Here is a 20,917-nt window from a genome sequence, read left to right on the forward strand (position 1 = left end):
TCTTGCAGTGGGAAAGGATTACGCGGCCGCTGGCGGCGCGTAGGGGGAGAAGGCGATCACCTCATCGCCCACCCAGTCGTTGATCTTCAGCATGCGCGCCTGCAGCGGTTCCAGCTCGTTGGCGGCCCACACGGCAGCGGCCTCGCGGATGGACCCGAAGCCGCCAGCGTTCTGCGGCACGATGCCCATGAGCTGCGGCGGGATGCGCAGCGCGGCCAGCATGTCGTCGCGGGTAATGCCCTTGATACCGCTGAACTCATCCTTGGCCGCCACTTCGCTGACCGGAATCAGCTTCAGACCGTCCTTGTTGCCGCCTGGCGAGTACAGGAAGAGGTTGCGGAAGTTGCCCGGCCCCTTGGCGCCCTTCATGGCGGTGCGCAACGCATCCACGTCTTCCTGGCTCTGCTGGGGGTCGGTCAGGTACAGGATGAAACCGGCGTGCGAGCCGTTGTTGTAATACTTGCGGCGGAACAGCGTGGCCGACTCGTTGAGCAGCGCCGACTGCATCGCCGGCATCCATTCGGGCAGGCCGTAGAGTTCCTGATCGACATCGGCTTCGCGCAGCTGGAAGACGCTGCCCGGTTCGAACACGTGCTCGTCGTGCCAGGTGCGCACTTGGAAGTACTCGCCCTCGGTGATGCCGCGCCGCATGTACTTGGACAACGGCGCAGCCAGCGACAGCGCACCGCCCATGCGGTTGCGGCGCCGCTCAAGGTAGCCATTGCCCAGCGTGATCCAGTCCAGCGACAGCTGCTCGAAGGCTTCGCGCGTCAGCAGCCGGTGCGGCTTGAAGGTGCGCGCCAGCATGTTGCGCTTGAAGATCAGCCCGGACTGCAGGAACGGGTTGCTGCGTGTCGTCTTGGACAGGCCATCCAGGGCAACTGGCGGCTCGTACCAGCGCCCGTTCTGCCAGCACTCCAGATAGTCCAGCACGCCGCGCCCATCGAGCACCGGCGTCGGGTCACCAAAGGTGAACGCCTCGGTGCGTGCGGGCACGGCTGGCGCTGCAGGCGCGGTCGCGGGCAGCTGGTCGGTCAACATCAAGAGATCTCCATGAAGCCGGAATTGCGCGCGGTGCGCCCTTCCAGCGGTTCGTTCTGCAGCGCGTGGAACAGTGCCCACGCCAGATCCGCGTGGCCGGTCTCTTCCGAGCGGCCGGCGGTGAAGGTGGATTGCCGGCCGCTGGCCGTCATGGTCTTGCGGATGGCCATCAACGACTGCGCCACATCGGTCCAGCCGGCGTCGAACTCCAGCCGCTCGTTGTGGATCACATCGAACGCCTTGAGCACCAGGCGCGTCTTGACCTCCGGCGAGTAGCTGAAGGTGACCAGATTCGGGAAGAACTGCTTCACCAGCTGCGCCACGCCGCTGCCCATGCCGGTGGTGTCGATGCCGATGTAGGTCACCCAATAGCGGCGCGTGATGCGCTCGATCTCGGCGGCCTGCTTGGCAAAGTCCATGCCCCGGAACTGGATGCGCTCCAGCAGCCGGAACTTGCCGCCAGGTTGCTGCGGTGGCGCCAGCACGACCAGGCCAGCAGTGTCACCGGTTTCAGCTGGGTCGTAGCCGATCCACACGGCGCGATCGCCGTAGGGGCGGGCGGCGAACGGTTTGTATTCCTGGCCCCACTCCACCCAGCTGTCGACCATGCACGGCTGCAGCATCGCCAGCGGGAAGATGCTGGCGCCGTCGTCGACGAAGTCGCACATCAGCAGGTTGGCGAACGCGTCCGGGCTGTATTCCTCGCGCAGCTCGTCGATGTCGAACAGGTCACAGCCACGGCGCTGGGCGTCGAGGATGTTTACGATCTGCCGCCAGGCGCGGTCCTGGCAGCGGCGCCCGCCGGCCAGCGCGTCATGCGACACATCGATCTGGATGCGCTGCGCGGCCGGCTTGCCCTTGTTGCGGCGCTCGCCGGTCCAGAATGTATAGGCCTCGTGGGCCATGCTCGACGGCGTGCTGAAGTAGGTCTTGCGCCACTTTTTGTGCATCGCCATGCCGCTGGCGACCTTGTTCAACTCGTTGAACCCGTAGGTCCAGAAGAACTCGTCGAAGTAGAAATTGCCGTGGTAGCCCTGGGCGGTGCGCGCATTGGTGCCCAGGAAGAACAGCTCGGCGCCGTTGGGAAAGACGATGCTGTCCCCGCCGGAAAGCGTCTCGTCGATCGTCTCGCGCACAAACTGCTGCATGTAGCCGCGGAACAGATGCGCCTGCGCCTTGGACGCACTGAGGAAGATCTGGTTGCGCCCGGTGGTGAGCGCATCGATCAGCGCCTCGCGGGCGAAGTAGAACGTGGCGCCGATCTGGCGTGACTTGAGGATGATGCGGGTGCGCTCGTTGCCGGCCCGATACCAATCGCGCTGATAGTCGAAGCAGCCGTCGACGAACGCGGTGGTTAGCTGCTCGACCTGTTCTTCGGTGAAGTCGTTGCGCTTGGGCTTCTTCTTCGGCGCGGCATTGCGGTTGGCAACAGCCGGATTCAGGTCGGTCTCATTGCCCCCGCCTTGATAGCGCTGGATGCGCGCCTGGCGCTCCAGCTGCCGGTGCAGCAGATCGATTTCCTTGAAGTCGCCCCCGGACTTTTCCGGCTTCATGATCAGCACGACCAGGCGCGCTTCGAGCGCGCCACCGATGCGCTCAACGTTGTCTGCGCGATCCCACTCGTCACGCGACTTCCAGCTGTGTACAGTCTTCTCGTTCTCGCCGATGGCCTGCGCAATTTCGGTCACGCGCCAGCCCATCCAGTACAGGAATTTGGCCTGTCTGCGGGTGTCCATCGGGAGCTGGGTGGCAACGCTTTGCATGCCGATCAGGGTGCAGCACACCTCTTAATCCCGACAGTTGAGCAACGCGTAATCGCCTGGTTTACATGGTGTTTTCGTTGCTGCGCTATGCGTCGCGTTTGACCATGGGTCATCGCAAACGCATCCAGCGCAGAGGACACCCATGTCGGGCAAGACCAAGAAGTTCCGTTCCAACTGGTTCCGCGTGGCCGTCGAAGGCGCCACCACCGATGGCCGCACGATTCAGCGCAGCTGGATCGACGACATGGCCGCCACCTACAACCGCGAGACCTACAACGCCCGCATCTGGATCGAGCATATGCGCAGCCTACTGCCGGACTCGCCATTCCGTGCGTATGGCGATGTCACTGCAGTGAAGGCCGAAGAGGTCGAGATCGACGGCAGCAAGCGCCTGGCGCTGTTTGCACAGATCGAGCCAACTGCCGATCTGATCACCATCAACAAGTCCAAGCAGAAGCTCTACACCAGCATCGAGGTGCAAGAGAAGTTCGCCAACACCGGCAAGGCGTATCTGGTCGGCCTGGCCGTGACCGATTCACCGGCGAGCCTGGGCACCTCCATGCTCAGCTTCGCCAGCCAGCACCCCGATGCTAATCCGCTGGCCGATCGCAAGCAGTCACCGGGCAACCTGTTCACCGTCGCCGAAGAAACCGCGCTGGAATTCAGCGAAGTCAGCGAAGGCCCGGTCGCCGGTCTGCTCAGCCGGATCCGCACCGCGCTCAAGAGCGAGGATGCCACCGGCATCACCGCCGCGCAGTTTGCAGACCTCGGCGAAGGCATCGAAGAAATTGCCGAGCACGTGCGCGGCCAGGACGAACGCTTCGACCGCCTGCAGGCCGAACACATCGAGCAGGCGACCAAGCACGCGCAGCTGGCGGACGACCTGGCGCAGCTGCGCGCCTCGCTCTCACAGCAGCCTGACCCAGCACAGCCCGCACGCCCGGTGGTCACCGGCGGCGGCGCGGCCGTGCTGACCGACTGCTGATCCCACACCACACAAAAGCCGCAGCGCCACATCCTTCGGAGCCACCATGCAAAACGCCACCCGCCTGCAGTTCAACCAATTCGCCGAGCAGATCGCCAAGCTCAACGGCGTCGCCTCGCCATTCCACTCCTTCGCTGTCGATCCGACCGTGCAGCAGAAGCTGGAATCGCGCATGCAGGAATCGAGCGAGTTCCTGTCCAAGGTCAACATCGTCCCGGTGGACGAATTGTCCGGCCAGAAGGTGGGCATCGGCGTCACCGGCAGCATCGCCAGCCGCACCGATACCGGCGCCGGCAAGACCCGCACCCCGCGCAACGTCGCCGCACTCGACAAGAACGAGTACCTCGCCAAGAAGACCGACTTCGACACCGCCATCCCGTATGCGCTGCTCGATTCCTGGGCCAAGTTCCCGGACTTCCAGGCACGCCTGCGCGATGCCATCGTCAAGCGCCAGGCGCTGGACCGTCTGCAGATCGGTTTCAACGGCACGCATGCGGCCGCCGACACCGATCGCGCCGCGTTTCCGCTGCTGGAAGACGTCAACATCGGTTGGTTGCAGCAGTACCGCACCAACGCCGCCCAGCGCGTGCTCGCAAGCGGCAAGACGGCAGGCAAGGTGCTCATCGGCGCCGATAAGGACGCTACCGATTACCGCAACCTCGACGCGCTGGTGTACGACGTCGTGAGCAACCTGCTGGATCCGTGGCACCGTAAGGATCCGAGCCTGGTCGTGGTGCTCGGCCGCGACCTGATGCACGACAAGTATTTCCCGATGGTCAACAAAGACCAGCCGGCCAGCGAGAAGATCGCCACCGACCTGATCCTGAGCCAGCGCCGCGTCGGCGGCCTGCAGGTGGCCGAGGTGCCGTACCTGCCGGACGGCGCCTTGATGGTCACCTCGCTGGCCAACCTGTCGATCTACTACCAGACCGGCGGCCGTCGTCGTTACATCCAGGAAGTGCCCGCACGCGATCGCATCGAGAACTACGAGTCCTCCAACGATGCCTACGTGGTCGAGGACTACGGCCTGGGCTGCGTGGTCGAGCACATCAAGATCGAGGCCTAAGCCATGGCCGACAGTCCCGCCAAGCGTCACCACAGCCGCGTGCTGGCCGAGCTGGAAGCGGCGCAGCGTGCTCCGCACCAGCTCATGGCCGGTGCCACCGCCTACGAGCAGCACATGGCGCAGCTGCAGAGCGATCGCCTGCGCCTGAAGCAGATCCAGTCCGACCAGGGCAAGGCCGCGCTGAAGGTGCAGCTGTTGCCCGCCTATGTGCCGTACCTGGCCGGCGTGCTTGCCGGCGGTCAGGGCGCGCAGGACGAGATCGTTACCACGTGCATGGTGTGGCGCATTGATGCCGGCGACTATGCCGGCGCGCTGGAGCTGGGCGCCTATGTGCTCAAGCACCAGCTGCAGATGCCGGACCGCTTCACCCGCACGGTGGGCTGCGTGCTGGCCGAGGAAATTGCCGAAGCCGCGTTGTTGGCGCAGAAGACAGGCCAGCCGTTCGATGCGGCCGTCCTGGCCGACACCGCCACGCTGACCGCCGAGCAGGACATGCCCGACGAGGTGCGCGCCAAGCTGCACCTGGCGCTGGCCCGCGCATCGCTGGCGGGCATCACCGACGAAACGCCCGCCGACCAGGCGCAGCCGATCGCCGCTGCCGCTGTGGCCGACCTGCAGCGCGCCATCGCACTGCACGGCAGCTGCGGCGGCAAGAAGGATCTGGAGCGCGCCGAGCGCCTCCTGAAGAAGTTCAGCGCTGAGCCTGCGGGCACCAGCGCATAACCGAGCGTCCCTGCAACCCTCGCCGGCTCGGGGCTGATCCACAGCACTTCATCGCTGCGGTGACGCCCCGACCACCGGCGATCTCTTCCGAGCCATCCATGAGCGGATTCACTGCCACCGGCACCACCAGCGCCACGCCCGATGCGATCGCCAACGCGCCGTTCTGGCCGGCGATCGCACCGGCGAGTGTGCGGGCAAGCATGCGCCTGGATGGCACCGTCACCGATGCGCGCCTGCGCCAGGCCATCGTCGCCGCCATGTTGGCGGTCAACGATGAGCTCCAGACCTGGGCGCAGACGCAGCAGACCGCCGGCTACGCATCGCTGGCCGATGTGCCCAGCACCACAGTGGATGGCATCTCGCGCCGCCTGCAGCTGTACCTGCGTGCGGTGGCCTGTGCCACCGCCGTCGAGGTGGCTGAGCGTTATCGCAGCTTCGACGCGACCGACAGCGCCAACCAGCGCGCCGATGACTTGTCACCGAGCATCACCGAGTTGCGCCGCGACCAACGCTGGGCCGTGCGCGATCTGCAGAACCTGCCGCGCAGCACGGTGGAGCTCATCTGATGCGCGTGCACGCCATGCAAGGCGACACCGTCGACCTGCTGTGCTGGCGCCACCTGGGCAGCACGACCGGCCTCGTCGAGCGCACCTATCTCCTCAATCCCGGCCTGGCCGAACTGGGCGCCGTGCTGCCGCATGGCACGCCAGTGGAGTTGCCCGAGGTAACCACCACCACAGCGGCAATGACGCCGCTTGTGCAGCTATGGGACTGATCTGATGACCGAACCCACTTCCGTATCGAGCGGCTTTTTGATCGCCACCGGTGTGGGCCTTGCCTCCGTGCTGCCTGGCATCGACGGCGATGCGCTGATCGGCGCGTTTGCTGGCGGCGCGCTGTTTGTCGTGTCTGCCGCCAAGCAACCGCTGCTGGCGCGGCTGATCTATTTCCCGGTGAGCGTGATCGCCGGTTACCAGCTGGCGCCGGAGATCCTGCGCTGGTTGCCGATCAAGTCCAGTGGCGTGGCCGCCTTCGCCAGCGCGGCGTGCGCCATCACGGTGACGCTGGGCCTGATCGAAAAGAGCAAGTCCTTTGACTTTTCCTTCCTACGTCGTGGAGGTCCGCCCAGTGCATAGCCTGGTCACCGTCCTGACGTTGATGGCCTCGCTCGCCATCTGCGTCCGCCTGCTTACCTACCACCGCCCGGTCGATGCGCGCCATCGGCGCGGCGCGTGCTGGTGCGCGTGGTTACTGATCGCCAGCACTGGCGGGCAGGCACTGCACATCCTGCTGGCCGGCGCCGGCTCGCAAGTCAGTCTCTGGCACCTGGGCACGTTGATCGTGCTGGCGGTGCTCACCTACCGCGCCCAGGGCAATGTGGCGCGCATCCTGAAGGTCGATTGATGTTCACCGATACCCAGCTCGCCTCGATCATGCAGTGCTCGCCGCAACGCGCCCAGCGCTGGCACAACCCGCTGCTTGCCGCCGCCAACCGCTTCGGCATCACCACCAAGCGCCGCGCCGCGCACTGGCTCGGCCAGGTCGGCCACGAAAGCCTGAGCCTGTCGCGCATGGAGGAAGGGCTGACCTACACCACCAGCGCCCGGCTGCTGGAAGTGTTCGGCGCACGCATCACCCCGGCGCAGGCGCCGCAATTCCTGCGCAATCCGGTCGGGCTGGCCAACTTCGTCTACGCCGACCGCCTGGGCAACGGCAACGCCGCCAGTGGCGACGGGCACCGCTACCGGGGCCGTGGACCGATGCAGCACACCTTCCGGGGCAACTATCGCCGCATCGGTGAGCTGATCGGCCTGCCGGTGGAAGATCAGCCGGATCTGCTGCTGCAGGTCGAGCCGAGTGCCCTGGGTGCGGCGGCGTACTGGCACGACAACGGCCTCAACGGGCTGGCCGATACGGGCGACGTGCTGGGCCTTGGCCGCAAGATCAACCTGGGCAACGTGCGCGCCAAGCGCTTGCCCGAAGGCCACAGCGATCGCGTCACGCGCACGCAGCGCGCCCTGCAGATCCTCGGCGTGCCCTGATGGTTACGCGCCTGATCATCCTGCTGGCGCTGATTGCAGTGCTCGTCGGCGGCTGCGTGTGGCAGGAGCAACGCGTCAGTGCAGCGCAGCAAGACCGCGATGCAGCGCTGCAGGCCAAGCGCCAGGCCGAAGCGGAACGCGACAGCGCTAGAGGTTCCACCACCGTCGTGACGCAGTACGTCGACCGCGTGCAGATCGTGCGCGAAGCCGGCGCCACCATCACCCGCGAGATCCCGATCTATGTCACCCAGAAAGCCGACGCTGCTTGCGCTATCCCTGCTGGCTTTGTGCGGCTGCACGACGCCGCCGCCACGGGCAACCCTGCCGGGCCGCCCGCCGGAGATCCTGATGCGCCGGCCGCCGGTATTACGCTCTCTGCCATCGCCGGCACCGTCGCCGACAACTACACCAGCTGCCACGCCACCGCCGCGCAGCTGAGCGCGCTGCAGGACTGGATCGACCTGCACGCACCGGAGCCGACGCCATGATCAAGCCAGCCAGCCTGCGCGCGCATCTGGTCGCGGCATTGCCGGATCTGGCACGCGACGCCGACCGGCTGCTGGTATTTATCGACGCTGGCAGCCTGGTCAGCACAGTCCAACCGGGGCTGTCGTTCGAATACCAATACACGCTCAACCTGATCTTGACCGACTATGCCGGGCATCCCGACAGCGTGATGCTGCCGCTGCTGGAATGGGTGCAGGTCAACCAGTCTGAGCTGCTGTCCAATCCCGCGCGACGCGGCGAGATCGCTTTCGAGGCTGACATCCTCGCCAACGATGCCGTGGATCTGTCGATCAAGTTGCCGCTGACCGAGCGCGTCGTGGTGACAGCGAAGGATGGAGGCGGCTACGACATGACCCATGCGCCCGAGCCGGTGATCGATCCCACATGGATGAGCTGAACGCACTGGAGAACTGGGCCGCGCCGTTGCTGGCCCGCCTGCAGCCGGGCGAACGCCGCACGCTGGCACGCAAGATCGGAACGGAACTGCGGCGTTCGCAAAGCCAGCGCATCGGTAAACAGCAGGCGCCTGACGGTTCGCAGTACGCCCCGCGCAAGCAGCAGCTGCGGCAGAAATCAGGGCGCGTCAAACGCGCGAAAATGTTCGTCAAGCTGCGGCAGGCGAAGCACTTCAAGATCAGCGCCAGTCCCAACGTGGTGAGCGTTGGTTTCTTGGGGCGCGTTTCGCGGATTGCACGCGTCCATCAAGAAGGTCTGGCCGAGAAAATCCGGCCAGACGGGCCTAAAGTTAGCTATGAGAAACGCACCTTACTAGGGCTGGCGGAGGGTGATTATGCACTTATTCGTGACATGCTAATTAATCGTCTAGTCACTTAAGGGATTATTAGCTACGACTCAACGCATGACGAATTTTTGTGGCGCGAGAGGTTTCTATTGAAATATTTCTCGGCCGGTAACCACGACTGTCTGTAAAAGCTTCCATCCGCTCAGAAAGCGACTCATCCTGCTCTCTATTTCCTCCCGTACTAACATTTGTATCCAAGCTCCCAGGCTGTCTCTTCTCGACTCCTTGAAGAACTTCACGAGACTGACAGTGCTTGTAAAATATAGGTGGAAGCACACCCCACCCCTTAATCAAAAACACCCCGTGATTACGAAATAGCCCGGAGTCAAACGGACCATATTTTCTATGTCTTTCGCCTTGGTCGGCAATTGATCCGTGACTCGCCAAATTGTCATGCCACCCCTCGAATACGCTATTACGCTTCTGATATGCTGCCAAAGCAAAATCCAATGCAAAAATCACACAGTCATTCAAGGATTTTTGTGCCTCCGCCTCAATCACCACCATGCGTGCACTGCCGCCAAACTTTGACCGGAGCATGGATGCGAGTTTTGTATATCCTGGCAAGGCTATCTCGTTCCCGGCTGATGCAGACTCAAGAACAATCAATGTAGATGCCCCATTCTCATGATGTTTAACATCAACTGCGAAGTGGTGGACGTTAGGGTAATCGCGCACGATAGCGCGTTGCCGACTTTGCGAACTACGTCCGGCCTCAAGGGAATCGATGAAATTTTCTATAGAATTAAATGCGCGCAGATTTAAATCTTCGTAGCGATAAGATGCAACCACCTCATGCAAATTTTCGATGTCAATCATAGTGTCGCCAGGAGTTGGCTGGATCCCATTCTCCAGGTTATTCAATGTATTCCTAGCATATTGCTGCAGGCTTGAATTATTGGCGCTGGAGGATTGCGCTTTCTGCAATTCGCTAGCTAGTAACTCAGCTTTACGACGCGGGCGACTCGCCAACCCTGAAAAGGTCGTAGGCCTAGCAGGTGATGACCGGTCCGGCGATGATTGCGGAGAGTTATCAGAAGATGATGGCGCTTGATAGCTTGGCTCCGGAGCACTGCTTCTGCTTGACTTGAGACCAAGTGACCTAAATATGTTTTTCATCGATCAAGTCCGTATAAAAGAATTTAAAGCATGCCTGACCCAGAATTGGAAAGCATTGCTGCCAGCGAAAACCATTTGACATATGCGAAGCGTCAACCCTCAATAGGTTTTCAATAAAGTGTTTGAGATTTTCGGTTAAGCACATTGTGTTTTTTATATTTAAAAACTGCATGGGCGAACAAGATCAACCTAGATCAAGTAAATACAACTGGACGGCGGCATGTATTAGCTCTGAAAATCGTCATATACGATGAATTCTGTCAAATACACCTATTCCGTGAACCCGCATCAAATCGGCCCATGACTAGCGGACTCGATGTGTGCTGCAGAACCTGTAGCGCGTCGCTCTACAGGACATATGTGTTGGCCTATAGGCATCGACAGGGAAATCTACAAGGGTTTCCTATCGGTGCCATCATGGCTTCTTTCACTGCAGTGGACCTGTCTAAACTTCAAGCTCCAGATCTAATTGAGGTACTGAGCTTCGAAGCGATATTCGAGGAAGCGCTAACCCAATTTCGCAAGCTGCTGCCAGAGTTCTCCGCGCTCACGGAAGCCGATCCGGTCTACAAGATCCTGCAGCTATTCGCAGCCCGCGAGCTACTGCTCCGCCAGCGCGCCAACGATAAGGCGCAACAGACGATGCTGGCCTTCGCCACCGGCAACAACCTCGATCACTTGGGCGCCTTGTTTGGCGTCGCGCGCCTGGTGCTCGATCCAGGGCGGCCGGAGAACGGCATTGCACCGACCCGTGAGTCGGACGTGGACTTCCGACGCCGCATCCAGCTGGCGCCCGAGGGCTTCAGTGTGGCCGGCCCCGAGGGTGCCTACATCTACCACGCACTCAGCGCATCCGCGGATGTCATGGACGCCAGCGCGATCAGCCCTGCGCCTGGTCAAGTGTTGGTCACTGTGCAATCGCGCACTGGCGATGGCACGGCGCCGCAGAAGCTGCTCGACGAAGTGGCCGCCGTCCTCACCGATGCCGACGTGCGCCCGTTGACCGACGAGGTAGCTGTCCAGAGCGCCCAGATCGTCCCGTATGCCATTCGTGGGCGCGTCTACACCTACGCCGGCCCCGACTCGGCGGTGGTCATGCGCGAAGCGCTGCGCAGCCTGCAGGCGTATCTGGATGAGGCACACCGCATCGGTCGCGACGTGCCCGAGTCGGCCATCAAGGCCAAGCTATTTGCTGACGGCGTGCAGCGCGTTGAGCTGGAATCGCCTGCAGTCGACATCAGGATCAGTCGCACGCAGGCCGCCTACTGCACCGCGATCGACATCGTGCACGCCGGCATCGATGAGTAACTCCCCGCTGCCGCCCAATGCCACTCCGATGGAGCGCGCCCTGGCCGCCGTCACTGATCGCCTGGAAGCGATCCCACTGCCGTACCCGGATCTGTGGAATCCGGACACGTGCCCGGCCGGCCACCTGCCGTGGCTGGCATGGACGCTATCGGTGGACGACTGGAAGGCCGACTGGAGCGATGCGATTAAACGCTCTCGCCTGCGCAGCGCCATGGGGATCCAGCGGCGCAAGGGCACGGCCAACAGCGTCCGGATGGTCGTCGAGTCGTTCGGCGGCGCGGTGGCCATCCGCGAGTGGTGGCAAACCGAGCCGCGCGGCCGGCCGCATACCTTCGAGCTCACGCTCACGCTGACCGGCACCGACGGCCAAACCGCCACCTCTCGCTTCGTCAATGAGGTCATTGCCGAAGTCGAGCGCACCAAGCCTGTCCGTTCCCACTTCACTTTCACCCAGGGATTCCAAGCAGAAGCCCGCGTCGGCGTACTCGCCGTTGCGAGGCCAGCCGTCTATCGACGGTTGCTGATGGACGCCCAGTAACTGGACACCGACATGCCCGGTCTCAAGCTCCAAGTCACCACCGCCGGCCGCGCCGCGCTGGTCAATGCGCCCAACACCGGTACCAATCCGGTGCTGATCAGCCATGTTGGCATCGCGAACGCGCCATTTAGCGCCTCGGCCGCCCTGACCACGCTACCCGGCGAAATCAAACGGGTTGCTGCAGTCGGCGGAACCATTACCGCCGACGACACCATCCACGTGTCCATCCGCGATGAGTCCGATGCCGTCTATGACTGCTACGGGTTCGGCCTGTACCTGTCAAACGGCACACTGTTCGCCGTCTATAGCCAGCCGACGCTTCTACTGGGCAAGGCCGCCGCGGCCATGATGCTGCTCGCTCTCGATGCAGTATTTGCTGACATCGACGTACAGCAAATCACATTCGGCGGCACCAACTTCACCGATCCGGCCGCCACGACTGAGGTCGCTGGGATCGTTGAGCTAGCGACTGAAGAAGAAGCCGCTGAGGGTACCGACAAAATCCGTGTCATCACCGCATGGCTGTCGAAGAAGATCTTGGACGCTCGGCTGGGCGCCGGCGCTCCATCCGCGTTCATTCGAGGACTGCTCGGCCTGACAAGCGCTGCGCTGCTGCGCACCGCACTCGAACTGAAGGGCGCAGCCCTGAAGGACGAAGGTGCCGGCAACAACTTGGATGCCGACAAGCTCGACGGGCAGCATGGCGCCTACTACCGGGCGTGGGAAAACTTGACCGGCATCCCCGCCACCGCGAGCCAGTGGCCGTCGTGGGACCAGGTCGGCAACAAGCCGCAAACCTTCACCCCCGCCGAGCATTCGCACGCCAATTACGTGCTGAAGAGTGGCGACGCCATGACGGGGCAGCTCACGGTGCCGCGCTTGGGGATCAATCTGAGCGGCGGTGCACAAGGCGCATTCGACGCGATCGTCTCCACCGCCGGCCGGGTGCTCATGCGTGACTATGGCAACGGCACGCCTGTCATGGATTTCGTCAACACGGCGAACAATTCCTGGGTCGCAGGTCGCATCCGGACCGGCGCCAACGCGCTCCACCTCGAAACCACGCAGCTCGCCGTCACAGGTGCAGGCTCGTTCGGAGGGTCCGTGCACGCCGATAGCTTTGGCTCCGCATCGGGCTATTTCATCAGCAAGAGCAACGTCACCGTCCTCGGGGCTGAGGGTGGCACAAGTATCTATCTTCGACCCAACGGCGCTTTCAACGGCGCGGCAGAGGCCGTACTGAACACCGCAGGAAGCCTACTACTGAAGGCGACCGTGAGCAGTCCAGGCAACGGAGTCAACAGCTTTGCCCATCTGAGCTCCGGCAGCTTCGGTGGCGGCTTCGGACTGATCGACGGCGCCTACAACATCGGCTTTTGGAGCGAAAACGGTCACCTTCGTATCGGCATGGCGACCTACAACGGCGCATTGCAGCAGCGCATGGGGCTGACTACTTCTGGCGCGCTTTCAGCCGTTGGCGGGTTTGACTTCGGCTCTTCCCGCAAGCTGAAAAACATCATCGGCGCATTGCCCTACGGCTTGGCCGAGGTGGAACAGGTCACCACGCTGCTGGGGCGCTACAAGGAGCAGTACAACCCGGATGGCCGCGTGCGCCTATTTTTCGATGCAGAGCAGCTGCTGGAGGTGATGCCCGAGACAGTGGATGCACATGGCGTGAGCTTTCAGGGCGAACTGGTCCCGGCAGTGCACATTGACCAGCTGCTACCCGTCGCCTTCAACGCCATCAAGCAACTATCCACTGCCGTTCGACAGTTGCAGGCGGATCTCGCTGACCTACGCTCCAGTCACTGACCCAACAGGTAGATCCCATGCAGAGTAATTCTCGAATCCGCACACTTGCGCCAGGCGTTGACGTTGAGCGCATCGCCGTGGAGTCCCATTTCTTCTACGACCCGCTGACCGGCGTGGCAAACGTAGTCTTCCAGGGCATGGAGTTTCTGCTGCTGGATGGCGCTGTGAACAAGATGTTGGATGGCCGGGAGCCGCTCACCACAACCTCAGATGCCATCGCGACGCGCATGTTCGCCGCCGGCCTTGCGGATCCTGTAACCGGCCAGGATCTGTCAAATGTCAGCGCTGCAGGCGTCGTCGTCTACCTGAAGGCCGTCTATGACCGCCTCCATAACGAGGCTGCTGCAGCCCAGCCGCCGGCGGTCGCCTAGTTCATGGCGACGGGGTACCGCACGGGCGCAGGACTCGACTTCGACGACGTCTTTGACCTTTACGTGCAAGGCGAAATTGGCAGCGTGTCGGGCTATCGTTCCAGTGATGGCAATGATCTGCATCGGCGGTATGCACCCTTGGCGTTTGGCAGCAGGGCGGCGGACGTCGGCTACCGCGACAATGCCGGCTCGGATCTCAGCAACAGATGGGCAAAAAAAGGCAGTGCCGTCTATTCGCTCTCCAACAACGGCGTGCACTACTACGCTGGCAGCCAAGCAGCCACTTCCGAGGGCGGCAGCCAGACGGCAAGCGTTTCGTTCTCGATTCGGGCCAATGGAACCTGGGCGCTCGGCCTCTCCGGGAAAGGGGTGAGCGGCTCGCCAACTTCCGGAACGTGGCTGCCCAACGGTCAGCCGGCGAGTAACTATTCTGTGCAGCTGGATTTTTCCGTTTCATGGCTGCGCGGCAATCGCAACGGGACATCGTCCAACTCGGCTGCGAATTATTCGCCGATGACCGGCGACTATGGCTGCAGCATCACATCCACAGCGCTCTCGGGATCGGGCAACGAGTGCTATGGGGAAGGCAAGCTGACGATTCGGATCCGCAACAATGCCACTGGCTATGTCTCTACCACTGCCATTTCGCTCGTCGCTGAAGCAGTTGGCTTCGCCTGACGCTTGGTCCAGCGCATACTGGTTCGTATAGCGCCGGACGTCATCTTCGCTCGATTGGATACACCCGACTGCGCTCCGTGTAGCCAACCGTTATACGCATCAATGCAAGTGCGCCACAACATGCAGCCACGGACCATGGCTGCATGGGCAACGCATCCTCCGCACTGAGTAACGCCATTCGTCTCGGCACCGTGGCCGAGGTGAATCTCACCACCGCGCGATGCCGCGTACAGGTTGGCGAGATGCTGACCGACGATCTGCCCTGGGTGGTCACCCTGGCCGGCACCACCATCATCTGGTCGGCGCCGGCAATCGGCGAACAAGTCGTGGTACTGTCGCCGGCTGGCGACCTGGCCGATGGTCTGGTGCTACGCGGCCTCTATTCCGATCAATTCGCCGCGCCTGCCGCATCCGACACGCTCCACGTGCTGCGCTTTGCCGATGGCGCGCAGATTCACTACGACACCGAGGCGCATGCGCTGCAGGCGACACTGCCCAGCGGCGGCACTGCAACCATCACCGCCGATGGCGGCATCACCCTCAACGGCCCGCTGACGGTCAACGGCCCCACCCAAATCAATGGCGATGCCGGCATCACCGGCACGGCCACCGTCGACACCGACGTGATCGGCGGCGGGATCAGCCTCAAGAACCACAAGACCACCGGCGTGACCGCCGGCAGCGCGCTCAGCGGCGGCCCGCAGTGATCGGCGTCGATGCCACCACCGGGCACGTGATCGAGGGCGAGCAGCACTTGGCTCAGTCGATCGCCTGCATCCTCACCACGCCCATCGGCACGCGCGAGCAGCGCCGCGACTTTGGCTCGCTGCTGCCCGAGCTGATCGACCAGCCGTTCAACGGCGCCACCCGCACGCTGCTCTACGGCGCCACGGCCACCGCGTTGATGCGCTGGGAGCCGCGCCTGCGCCTGACCCGCGTCGACCTGGTCATCGGTGATGCGCCTGGCAGCTTCGTGCTGACGATCGAAGGCGAACGCACTGACGTCGCCCCCGCCAATGCGCGCTCGCGCATGACCATCCCGCTCCGCTTCCGCTCGTCCTGATCGAGGAATCTATGTCCACTGCCTACCACCACGGCGTTCGCGTCATCGAAGTCAGCGCGGGCACGCGCACCATCCGCACCGTCTCAACCGCTGTCGTCGGCCTGGTCGCCACGGCTTCTGATGCGGATGAGAAAATCTTCCCGCTGAACAAGGCGGTGCTGATCACCGATGTGCTGGGTGCTGTCGCCAGCGCTGGCATCAAGGGTACGCTGCGCGCCGCGCTGCAGGGCATCGCCGACCAGACCAACCCGGTGACCATCGTCGTGCGTGTGGCCGAAGACGCAGATGCGGCCAAGACCACCGCCAACGTGATCGGCGAGCCGAAGTCCAGCGGCTACACCGGCCTGTATGCCTTGCTCTCCGCGCAGGCACAGCTGGGCGTGCGCCCACGCATCCTGGGCGCCCCGGGTCTGGACACGCTGGAGGTGGCCAAGGCGCTAGCGACTGTCGCCAGGAAGCTGCGCGCAATGGCGTATGTGCGCCCCGTCGCCGATACCGTGGCCGAGGCGGTCACGTATCGCGGCCAGTTCGGCGATCGCGAGCTGATTATGATCTGGCCGGACTTCCTGGCCTTCGATACCGCCACCAGCACCACGAAGGCGGCGTATGCCACCGCACGTGCGCTCGGCCTACGCGCCAAGATCGACACCGAGCAGGGCTGGCACAAGAGCCTGTCCAACGTGCCAGTGGCTGGCGTCACCGGCATCTCGAAAGATGTGCATTGGGATCTGCAGGATCCCGCCACCGATGCCGGCGTGCTCAACGAAGGCGACATCACCACGTTGGTGACCTTCAACGGGCAACGCTTCTGGGGATCGCGCACGTGCGCCGAGGACAGCATGTTCGCGTTCGAGACGGCCACGCGAACCGCGCAAATCCTGGCCGACACCATCGCCGAGGGCGTGGCGTTCTACGTCGACAAGCCGATGCATCCCTCGCTGGTCAAAGACCTGCTGGAAACGATCAACGCCAAGTTCCGCGACCTGAAGTCGTCCGGCTATTTGATCGATGCCAACGCCTGGTACGACGGCTCGGTCAACAGCGCCACCACACTAGCCGATGGCGCGCTGCGCATCGACTACGACTACACGCCCGTGCCGCCGCTGGAGAACCTGCAGCTGTACCAGAAGATCACCACCAGCTACCTGGCCGACTTCGCCGAACGCGTCAACGCGTAACGCACCCGATCTGATTCCCGGAGAACCCCATGGCGTTGCCCAAGAAACTCAAGGCGCTCAACCTGTTCAACGACGGTGAGAGCTATCTCGGCCAAGTGGTCGAAGTGAAGCTGCCCACGCTGTCCCGCAAGATGGAGGAATACCGCGGCGGCGGCATGAATGGCCCGGTCGATATCGACTTCGGGCAGGAGAAGATCGAGCTCGAATGGAAGTGCGGCGGCCTGATGCGTGGTGTGCTCAATCAGTACGGCGCCACCACTCACAACGCCGTGCAGCTGCGCTTTGCCGGCGCCTACCAGCGCGACGACGCCACCGAGGTGGATGCGGTGGAAGTGGTCGTGCGCGGCCGTCACAGCGAGATTGATCCAGGCACCGGCAAGTCCGGCGATGACACCGAGTTTTCGGTCAAGACCTCGGCCAGCTATTACAAGCTGAGCATCAACGGCGCCACTGTGATCGAGATCGATTTCGTGAACATGACCGAGATCGTCAACGGCGTGGATCTGCTCGCCGCCCAACGCCGCGCCATTGGCGCCTGACCCTTCCGGCCTGGCGCCGCCAGGCCTTCGCCCTGAGACCTTCCGATGACCCCGACCTTTTCCCCAGCCATTTCCCTCGACCAGCCGATCACGCGCGGCGAACAGACCATCACCGACCTCAAGGTGCGCAAGCCTGGTGCGGGTGAGCTGCGCGGCCTCAAGCTCACCGACGTGCTGCAGCTGGATGTCACCGCGCTGGCGACGCTGCTGCCGCGAATCTCTTCGCCCACGCTGACCACCGCCGACGTCAATGCGATGGATCCGGCGGACCTGCTGGCGGTAGGTCAGGAGGTACAGGTTTTTTTCTTGCCGAAGGCACAGAGGGAAGCGGACTTCCCGACTGCGTAGAGGATGCGATGGCCGACATCGCGGCCATCTTCCACTGGCCTCCGTCTGAGATGGACGGCTGGTCGCTGCACGAACTCACGGCGTGGCGCGAGCGTGCCCGCCTGCGAAGCGGAGCCGAATGATGCCCTACCCGAACCACGAGGCCGCCTAAATGGCGGCCTCCGACAATCTGCGCCTGCAGGTCATCCTGGCCGCCGTCGACCGCGCCACCGGTCCGTTCCGGCGCGTGCTGAGCGGTAGCCGCGGCGTCGCCACCGCACTGCGCAACCAGCGCGACGCGCTGCGCCAACTCAACAGCCAGCACCGCGACATCGGCGCCTATCGCGAGCAGGTCGCGCTGGCACAGCGCGCCAAGGCCGCGCTCGATGCGCAGCGGCAATCGGTACGCACGCTTGCCCAACAGATCAAGGCCACCAGCACGCCCACCGCTGCCATGAATGCCGAGTTCGAGCGTGCCGTGCGCACCGCACGGGAACTCAAGACCGCACACGGTGCGCAGGAGGCCGGCCTGCAGCGCCTGCGTGGTCGCCTGGAGACGGCCGGAATCAGCACCCGCGAGCTGGTCACGCATGAGCGCCGTTTGCGCGGCGAGATCGAGAGCACCACCACCGCCATGCGCGCCCAGCAGCAGCGCCTGGTGGCAATTGACGCTGCCCAGCGCCGCAGCGCCCGGATCCAAAGCGCTGGCCTGCAGGCGAGCGCCTACGGCGCCGGCATGGCCTTCGCCGGCCAGCGCGCCTTGCGCGCCTCGGTGCTGCCGATCAGCGATGCGATGGAGTTTGAGTCGGCCATGGCCGACGTGCGCAAGGTCGTGGACTTCAAAACGCCGCAGCAGTTCCTGCAGATGGGTCGCGATGTCGAGAACCTCTCGATGCGACTGCCCATGCTGCCGGCCGAGATTGCCAAGATCGTGGCAGCCGCCGGCCAGGCCGCTATCCCGCGCCAGGAACTGGTTCGCTTCGCCGAGGACGCGGCCAAGATGGGCGTGGCATTCGACAGCAGCGCCGAGGAAGCCGGCCAGACCATGGCCACCTGGCGCACCGCTTTCCGGATGGGCCAGGATGAGGTCGTCGTGCTGGCCGACAAGATCAACTATCTCGGCAACACCGGCCCGGCCAGCGTCAACAAGATCAGCGCAGTGGTGAACCGCATTGGCGCCCTGGGCGAGGTCGCCGGTCTGCAGAGCGGACCGCTGGCTGCGCTGGGCGCCACCGTCGCCGGCATGGGTATCGAGTCGGAGGTCTCGGCCACCGGCATCAAGAACATGCTGCTCACCCTGGCCTCGGGCGAGTCGGCCACCAAGAGCCAGCGCGAGGCCTTTGACAAGCTGGGCATCAAGGCCACGGCCATGGCCCAGGTCATGCAGAAGGATGCCGGCGGGGCCATCATGTCAGTGCTGCAGAAGCTGCGCGCACTGCCCAAGGCCGAGCAGGCCGCGACCATGACGCAGCTGTTCGGCCGCGAGTCGATCGGTGCGATCGCGCCGCTGCTGACCAATCTGGAGCTGCTGCAGGGCAACTTCGCCAAGGTCGCCGATGCGCAACGCTACGGCGGCTCGATGTCGGCTGAGTACGCATCGCGAGTGGCCACCTCGGCCAACTCGCTGCAGCTGCTGAAGAACACCGCTGTGGTGGTGTCGCAATCGATCGGCCAGACCCTGCTGCCGCAGTTCAAGGAACTGACCGAGCGCACCGCTGCCGTGGTTGGCCAGGTCACAACCTGGATCCGCGCCAATCCTGCGCTGGTGGGTGCGATCGCCAAGGTCGTCATCGGAGGCGCGGCGTTGCTCACCATCCTGGGCGGGCTGCTGGTCGCCGGTGGTGTCGCCGCGATAGCGTTCTCGCAGATCCACGGCGCCGTCGCGCTGCTATCGGGCGGTGGCGGCTTTGGTGCGCTGCTGCGGCAGGGGCTGGCGTTCGGCGGCCGAGTGCTGCCGATGCTCGCCAATGGCGCCCGCCTGCTGCTGCCACTGCTCGGCGGCGTCAGCCTGCCGGTGCTGGCCATCGGCGCGGCCGTCGCTGCCGTGGCGCTGCTGGTGTGGAAGTACTGGGGGCCGATCAAGGCCTTCGCCGTTGGCGTCTGGCAAGGCATCGTCGATGTCGCCGCGCCGGTCCTCGCCGAGCTGAAGGCCGCGCTCGCGCCACTGGCGCCGGTGTGGGACACCGTGGCCGCAGCGATGGGTCAGGCCTGGGCATGGGTCAAGCAGCTGCTGACGCCCTTCGAGGCCACCACCGCGCAGTTGCAGGGTGCAACGCAGGCCGGTCGCGGCTACGGGCAGATCCTGGGGGCAGTGCTGGTCACCCAGCTGCAGCTGGCGGTCAAGGCGATCGGCTGGCTGGTGCAGGCGTTTGTGTTCGTGCTGCCGGTAGTCAAGCAGATCCTCGGCGGCGTATGGCAAACCGTCCAGGGCACGTGGTCGCTGATCGTGGGCGTGTTCACCGGCAACGGCGATCGCATCCGCCAGGGGCTGCTGCAGCTGTGGGCAGGCATCAATCTGCAGCTGGCCAACTGGCCGGCCCGGATGCTGCAGGCTGGCGCCGACATGATCAGCGGCCTTGTCCAGGGCATCCGTTCCAAGCTCGGCGCGGCCGGCGATGCGATCGCCAGCGTCGGCACCGGCGTGGTCGATCGCTTCAAGGGCCTGCTGGGTATCCACAGCCCCTCGCGCGTGTTCGCCCAGCTGGGCGACTACACCATGCAGGGCCTCACGGTGGGCCTGCAGCGCGGCCAGGGCGCGCCTGTGCAGGCCGTCATGGCGCTTGGCGACCGGATGCGTGCCGTGGGCGCAGGCCTGGCCCTGGCGACGGCCACAGCGCCGGTGGCGGCGATCGACAGCCGGGCGCCGCTGTCGGCCCCTGTGCGCGCCGCCAGCGCGCCTGCAGGCGGCAACAGCTTCGTCATCCACGTCCATGCCGCACCCGGTATGGATGCCAACGCCCTGGCGCGCGAAGTCGCCCGCCAGATCGAAGAGCGCGAGCGGCGCACGGCGGCCACCCGCCGCTCCAGCCTGCGCGACGACTGAGGATCCACCCCA

At 64.0% G+C, this 20,917-nt stretch carries 26 protein-coding genes; 23 read left to right on the plus strand and 3 right to left on the minus strand.

Features of this window, described 5'->3' with window-relative positions; translation table 11 throughout:
• Window positions 1–18: 18 nt before the first annotated feature.
• The gene (locus tag HLH45_RS01740) at window positions 19–1,041 is read right to left on the minus strand and encodes a phage portal protein (protein WP_008572701.1); all 1,023 of its coding nucleotides are present in this window, start codon (window positions 1,039–1,041) and stop codon (window positions 19–21) included.
• Window positions 1,041–2,804: a terminase ATPase subunit family protein gene (locus HLH45_RS01745; RefSeq protein ID WP_008572703.1), complete on the minus strand. Its 1,764-nt coding sequence runs from the start codon at window positions 2,802–2,804 to the stop codon at window positions 1,041–1,043. The genes HLH45_RS01740 and HLH45_RS01745 overlap by 1 nt, the downstream gene beginning before the upstream one ends.
• A gap of 142 nt (window positions 2,805–2,946) precedes the next feature.
• Here HLH45_RS01745 and HLH45_RS01750 point away from each other — a divergent pair, with 142 nt between their 5' ends.
• From HLH45_RS01750 to HLH45_RS01800, 11 genes are all read left to right on the plus strand, one after another.
• The gene (locus tag HLH45_RS01750) at window positions 2,947–3,789 is read left to right on the plus strand and encodes a GPO family capsid scaffolding protein (protein ID WP_008572705.1); all 843 of its coding nucleotides are present in this window, start codon (window positions 2,947–2,949) and stop codon (window positions 3,787–3,789) included.
• Between the two features lie 46 nt (window positions 3,790–3,835).
• Window positions 3,836–4,855 (plus strand): phage major capsid protein, P2 family, encoded by a 1,020-nt coding sequence (locus HLH45_RS01755; protein ID WP_008572708.1) that lies wholly within the window; start codon window positions 3,836–3,838, stop codon window positions 4,853–4,855.
• Between the two features lie 3 nt (window positions 4,856–4,858).
• Window positions 4,859–5,578: a phage terminase small subunit gene (gene gpM / locus HLH45_RS01760; protein WP_008572710.1), complete on the plus strand. Its 720-nt coding sequence runs from the start codon at window positions 4,859–4,861 to the stop codon at window positions 5,576–5,578.
• Window positions 5,579–5,676: 98 nt separating this feature from the next.
• Window positions 5,677–6,144, plus strand: coding sequence for a head completion/stabilization protein (locus tag HLH45_RS01765; RefSeq protein ID WP_008572712.1), 468 nt, complete (start codon window positions 5,677–5,679; stop codon window positions 6,142–6,144).
• A complete protein-coding gene (locus HLH45_RS01770) occupies window positions 6,144–6,353 on the plus strand; it encodes a tail protein X (RefSeq protein WP_008572714.1) in 210 nt (69 codons plus the stop codon). Before HLH45_RS01765 ends, HLH45_RS01770 begins: the two co-directional genes overlap by 1 nt.
• A gap of 4 nt (window positions 6,354–6,357) precedes the next feature.
• The gene (locus HLH45_RS01775) at window positions 6,358–6,714 is read left to right on the plus strand and encodes a phage holin family protein (RefSeq protein WP_005929454.1); all 357 of its coding nucleotides are present in this window, start codon (window positions 6,358–6,360) and stop codon (window positions 6,712–6,714) included.
• Window positions 6,707–6,982: a phage holin family protein gene (locus tag HLH45_RS01780; RefSeq protein ID WP_008572717.1), complete on the plus strand. Its 276-nt coding sequence runs from the start codon at window positions 6,707–6,709 to the stop codon at window positions 6,980–6,982. The genes HLH45_RS01775 and HLH45_RS01780 overlap by 8 nt, the downstream gene beginning before the upstream one ends.
• On the plus strand, window positions 6,982–7,620 hold the full coding sequence (locus HLH45_RS01785; RefSeq protein ID WP_008572719.1) for a glycoside hydrolase family 19 protein: 639 nt from the start codon (window positions 6,982–6,984) through the stop codon (window positions 7,618–7,620). The genes HLH45_RS01780 and HLH45_RS01785 overlap by 1 nt, the downstream gene beginning before the upstream one ends.
• Window positions 7,620–8,108 (plus strand): hypothetical protein, encoded by a 489-nt coding sequence (locus tag HLH45_RS01790; RefSeq protein ID WP_008572722.1) that lies wholly within the window; start codon window positions 7,620–7,622, stop codon window positions 8,106–8,108. Before HLH45_RS01785 ends, HLH45_RS01790 begins: the two co-directional genes overlap by 1 nt.
• The gene (locus tag HLH45_RS01795) at window positions 8,105–8,524 is read left to right on the plus strand and encodes a phage tail protein (RefSeq protein ID WP_008572723.1); all 420 of its coding nucleotides are present in this window, start codon (window positions 8,105–8,107) and stop codon (window positions 8,522–8,524) included. Before HLH45_RS01790 ends, HLH45_RS01795 begins: the two co-directional genes overlap by 4 nt.
• Window positions 8,512–8,961, plus strand: coding sequence for a phage virion morphogenesis protein (locus tag HLH45_RS01800; protein WP_008572725.1), 450 nt, complete (start codon window positions 8,512–8,514; stop codon window positions 8,959–8,961). Before HLH45_RS01795 ends, HLH45_RS01800 begins: the two co-directional genes overlap by 13 nt.
• Window positions 8,962–8,968: 7 nt before the next feature.
• Here the strand turns inward: HLH45_RS01800 and avrXv4 are convergent, their stop codons facing one another.
• Entirely contained in the window at window positions 8,969–10,048 is a 1,080-nt protein-coding gene (gene avrXv4 / locus HLH45_RS01805) for a type III secretion system YopJ family effector AvrXv4 (protein WP_008572727.1), read from the minus strand.
• A 417-nt stretch (window positions 10,049–10,465) separates the two neighbouring features.
• On the opposite strand from avrXv4, the gene HLH45_RS01810 reads away from it, so the two are divergent.
• The 12 genes from HLH45_RS01810 (at window position 10,466) to HLH45_RS01865 (ending at window position 20,905) form a co-directional block, all read left to right on the plus strand.
• Window positions 10,466–11,356, plus strand: coding sequence for a baseplate assembly protein (locus HLH45_RS01810; protein WP_008572729.1), 891 nt, complete (start codon window positions 10,466–10,468; stop codon window positions 11,354–11,356).
• Window positions 11,349–11,894, plus strand: a complete 546-nt coding sequence (locus HLH45_RS01815; RefSeq protein ID WP_033478665.1) for a phage tail protein I — start codon at window positions 11,349–11,351, stop codon at window positions 11,892–11,894. The genes HLH45_RS01810 and HLH45_RS01815 overlap by 8 nt, the downstream gene beginning before the upstream one ends.
• Window positions 11,895–11,906: 12 nt before the next feature.
• On the plus strand, window positions 11,907–13,706 hold the full coding sequence (locus tag HLH45_RS01820) for a hypothetical protein (protein ID WP_008572732.1): 1,800 nt from the start codon (window positions 11,907–11,909) through the stop codon (window positions 13,704–13,706).
• Window positions 13,707–13,783: 77 nt separating this feature from the next.
• Complete coding sequence (locus tag HLH45_RS01825) at window positions 13,784–14,077, plus strand: hypothetical protein (protein ID WP_008572734.1); 294 nt, start codon at window positions 13,784–13,786, stop codon at window positions 14,075–14,077.
• Window positions 14,078–14,080: 3 nt separating this feature from the next.
• Window positions 14,081–14,755, plus strand: a complete 675-nt coding sequence (locus tag HLH45_RS01830) for a hypothetical protein (RefSeq protein ID WP_008572736.1) — start codon at window positions 14,081–14,083, stop codon at window positions 14,753–14,755.
• Between the two features lie 143 nt (window positions 14,756–14,898).
• Window positions 14,899–15,462 (plus strand): phage baseplate assembly protein V, encoded by a 564-nt coding sequence (locus tag HLH45_RS01835; RefSeq protein ID WP_008572737.1) that lies wholly within the window; start codon window positions 14,899–14,901, stop codon window positions 15,460–15,462.
• Window positions 15,459–15,818, plus strand: a complete 360-nt coding sequence (locus HLH45_RS01840; RefSeq protein ID WP_008572739.1) for a GPW/gp25 family protein — start codon at window positions 15,459–15,461, stop codon at window positions 15,816–15,818. Before HLH45_RS01835 ends, HLH45_RS01840 begins: the two co-directional genes overlap by 4 nt.
• 11 nt (window positions 15,819–15,829) lie before the next feature.
• Entirely contained in the window at window positions 15,830–16,996 is a 1,167-nt protein-coding gene (locus HLH45_RS01845; RefSeq protein ID WP_008572742.1) for a phage tail sheath protein, read from the plus strand.
• A 29-nt stretch (window positions 16,997–17,025) separates the two neighbouring features.
• Window positions 17,026–17,535: a phage major tail tube protein gene (locus HLH45_RS01850; RefSeq protein WP_008572743.1), complete on the plus strand. Its 510-nt coding sequence runs from the start codon at window positions 17,026–17,028 to the stop codon at window positions 17,533–17,535.
• A 45-nt stretch (window positions 17,536–17,580) separates the two neighbouring features.
• On the plus strand, window positions 17,581–17,883 hold the full coding sequence (locus HLH45_RS01855; protein WP_008572745.1) for a phage tail assembly protein: 303 nt from the start codon (window positions 17,581–17,583) through the stop codon (window positions 17,881–17,883).
• A gap of 8 nt (window positions 17,884–17,891) precedes the next feature.
• Window positions 17,892–18,005 carry a GpE family phage tail protein gene (locus HLH45_RS01860; RefSeq protein ID WP_005922203.1) on the plus strand — a complete coding sequence of 38 codons (114 nt, stop codon included), beginning with the start codon at window positions 17,892–17,894 and terminating at the stop codon, window positions 18,003–18,005.
• Between the two features lie 29 nt (window positions 18,006–18,034).
• Complete coding sequence (locus HLH45_RS01865; RefSeq protein ID WP_008572751.1) at window positions 18,035–20,905, plus strand: phage tail tape measure protein; 2,871 nt, start codon at window positions 18,035–18,037, stop codon at window positions 20,903–20,905.
• The last annotated feature ends 12 nt before the right edge of the window (window positions 20,906–20,917 follow it).

Origin of the sequence: Xanthomonas euvesicatoria, assembly GCF_013112235.1 — a bacterium.
Lineage (GTDB): Bacteria > Pseudomonadota > Gammaproteobacteria > Xanthomonadales > Xanthomonadaceae > Xanthomonas > Xanthomonas euvesicatoria.

Coding starts and splice junctions, on each gene's coding strand:
- HLH45_RS01740 (WP_008572701.1), bottom strand. CDS start 1,041: ATGTTGACCGACCAGCTGCCCGCGACCGCGCCTGCAGCGCCAGCCGTG.
- HLH45_RS01745 (WP_008572703.1), bottom strand. CDS start 2,804: ATGCAAAGCGTTGCCACCCAGCTCCCGATGGACACCCGCAGACAGGCC.
- HLH45_RS01750 (WP_008572705.1), top strand. CDS start 2,947: ATGTCGGGCAAGACCAAGAAGTTCCGTTCCAACTGGTTCCGCGTGGCC.
- HLH45_RS01755 (WP_008572708.1), top strand. CDS start 3,836: ATGCAAAACGCCACCCGCCTGCAGTTCAACCAATTCGCCGAGCAGATC.
- gpM (WP_008572710.1), top strand. CDS start 4,859: ATGGCCGACAGTCCCGCCAAGCGTCACCACAGCCGCGTGCTGGCCGAG.
- HLH45_RS01765 (WP_008572712.1), top strand. CDS start 5,677: ATGAGCGGATTCACTGCCACCGGCACCACCAGCGCCACGCCCGATGCG.
- HLH45_RS01770 (WP_008572714.1), top strand. CDS start 6,144: ATGCGCGTGCACGCCATGCAAGGCGACACCGTCGACCTGCTGTGCTGG.
- HLH45_RS01775 (WP_005929454.1), top strand. CDS start 6,358: ATGACCGAACCCACTTCCGTATCGAGCGGCTTTTTGATCGCCACCGGT.
- HLH45_RS01785 (WP_008572719.1), top strand. CDS start 6,982: ATGTTCACCGATACCCAGCTCGCCTCGATCATGCAGTGCTCGCCGCAA.
- HLH45_RS01790 (WP_008572722.1), top strand. CDS start 7,620: ATGGTTACGCGCCTGATCATCCTGCTGGCGCTGATTGCAGTGCTCGTC.
- HLH45_RS01795 (WP_008572723.1), top strand. CDS start 8,105: ATGATCAAGCCAGCCAGCCTGCGCGCGCATCTGGTCGCGGCATTGCCG.
- HLH45_RS01800 (WP_008572725.1), top strand. CDS start 8,512: ATGGATGAGCTGAACGCACTGGAGAACTGGGCCGCGCCGTTGCTGGCC.
- avrXv4 (WP_008572727.1), bottom strand. CDS start 10,048: ATGAAAAACATATTTAGGTCACTTGGTCTCAAGTCAAGCAGAAGCAGT.
- HLH45_RS01810 (WP_008572729.1), top strand. CDS start 10,466: ATGGCTTCTTTCACTGCAGTGGACCTGTCTAAACTTCAAGCTCCAGAT.
- HLH45_RS01815 (WP_033478665.1), top strand. CDS start 11,349: ATGAGTAACTCCCCGCTGCCGCCCAATGCCACTCCGATGGAGCGCGCC.
- HLH45_RS01820 (WP_008572732.1), top strand. CDS start 11,907: ATGCCCGGTCTCAAGCTCCAAGTCACCACCGCCGGCCGCGCCGCGCTG.
- HLH45_RS01830 (WP_008572736.1), top strand. CDS start 14,081: ATGGCGACGGGGTACCGCACGGGCGCAGGACTCGACTTCGACGACGTC.
- HLH45_RS01835 (WP_008572737.1), top strand. CDS start 14,899: ATGGGCAACGCATCCTCCGCACTGAGTAACGCCATTCGTCTCGGCACC.
- HLH45_RS01845 (WP_008572742.1), top strand. CDS start 15,830: ATGTCCACTGCCTACCACCACGGCGTTCGCGTCATCGAAGTCAGCGCG.
- HLH45_RS01850 (WP_008572743.1), top strand. CDS start 17,026: ATGGCGTTGCCCAAGAAACTCAAGGCGCTCAACCTGTTCAACGACGGT.
- HLH45_RS01855 (WP_008572745.1), top strand. CDS start 17,581: ATGACCCCGACCTTTTCCCCAGCCATTTCCCTCGACCAGCCGATCACG.
- HLH45_RS01860 (WP_005922203.1), top strand. CDS start 17,892: ATGGCCGACATCGCGGCCATCTTCCACTGGCCTCCGTCTGAGATGGAC.
- HLH45_RS01865 (WP_008572751.1), top strand. CDS start 18,035: ATGGCGGCCTCCGACAATCTGCGCCTGCAGGTCATCCTGGCCGCCGTC.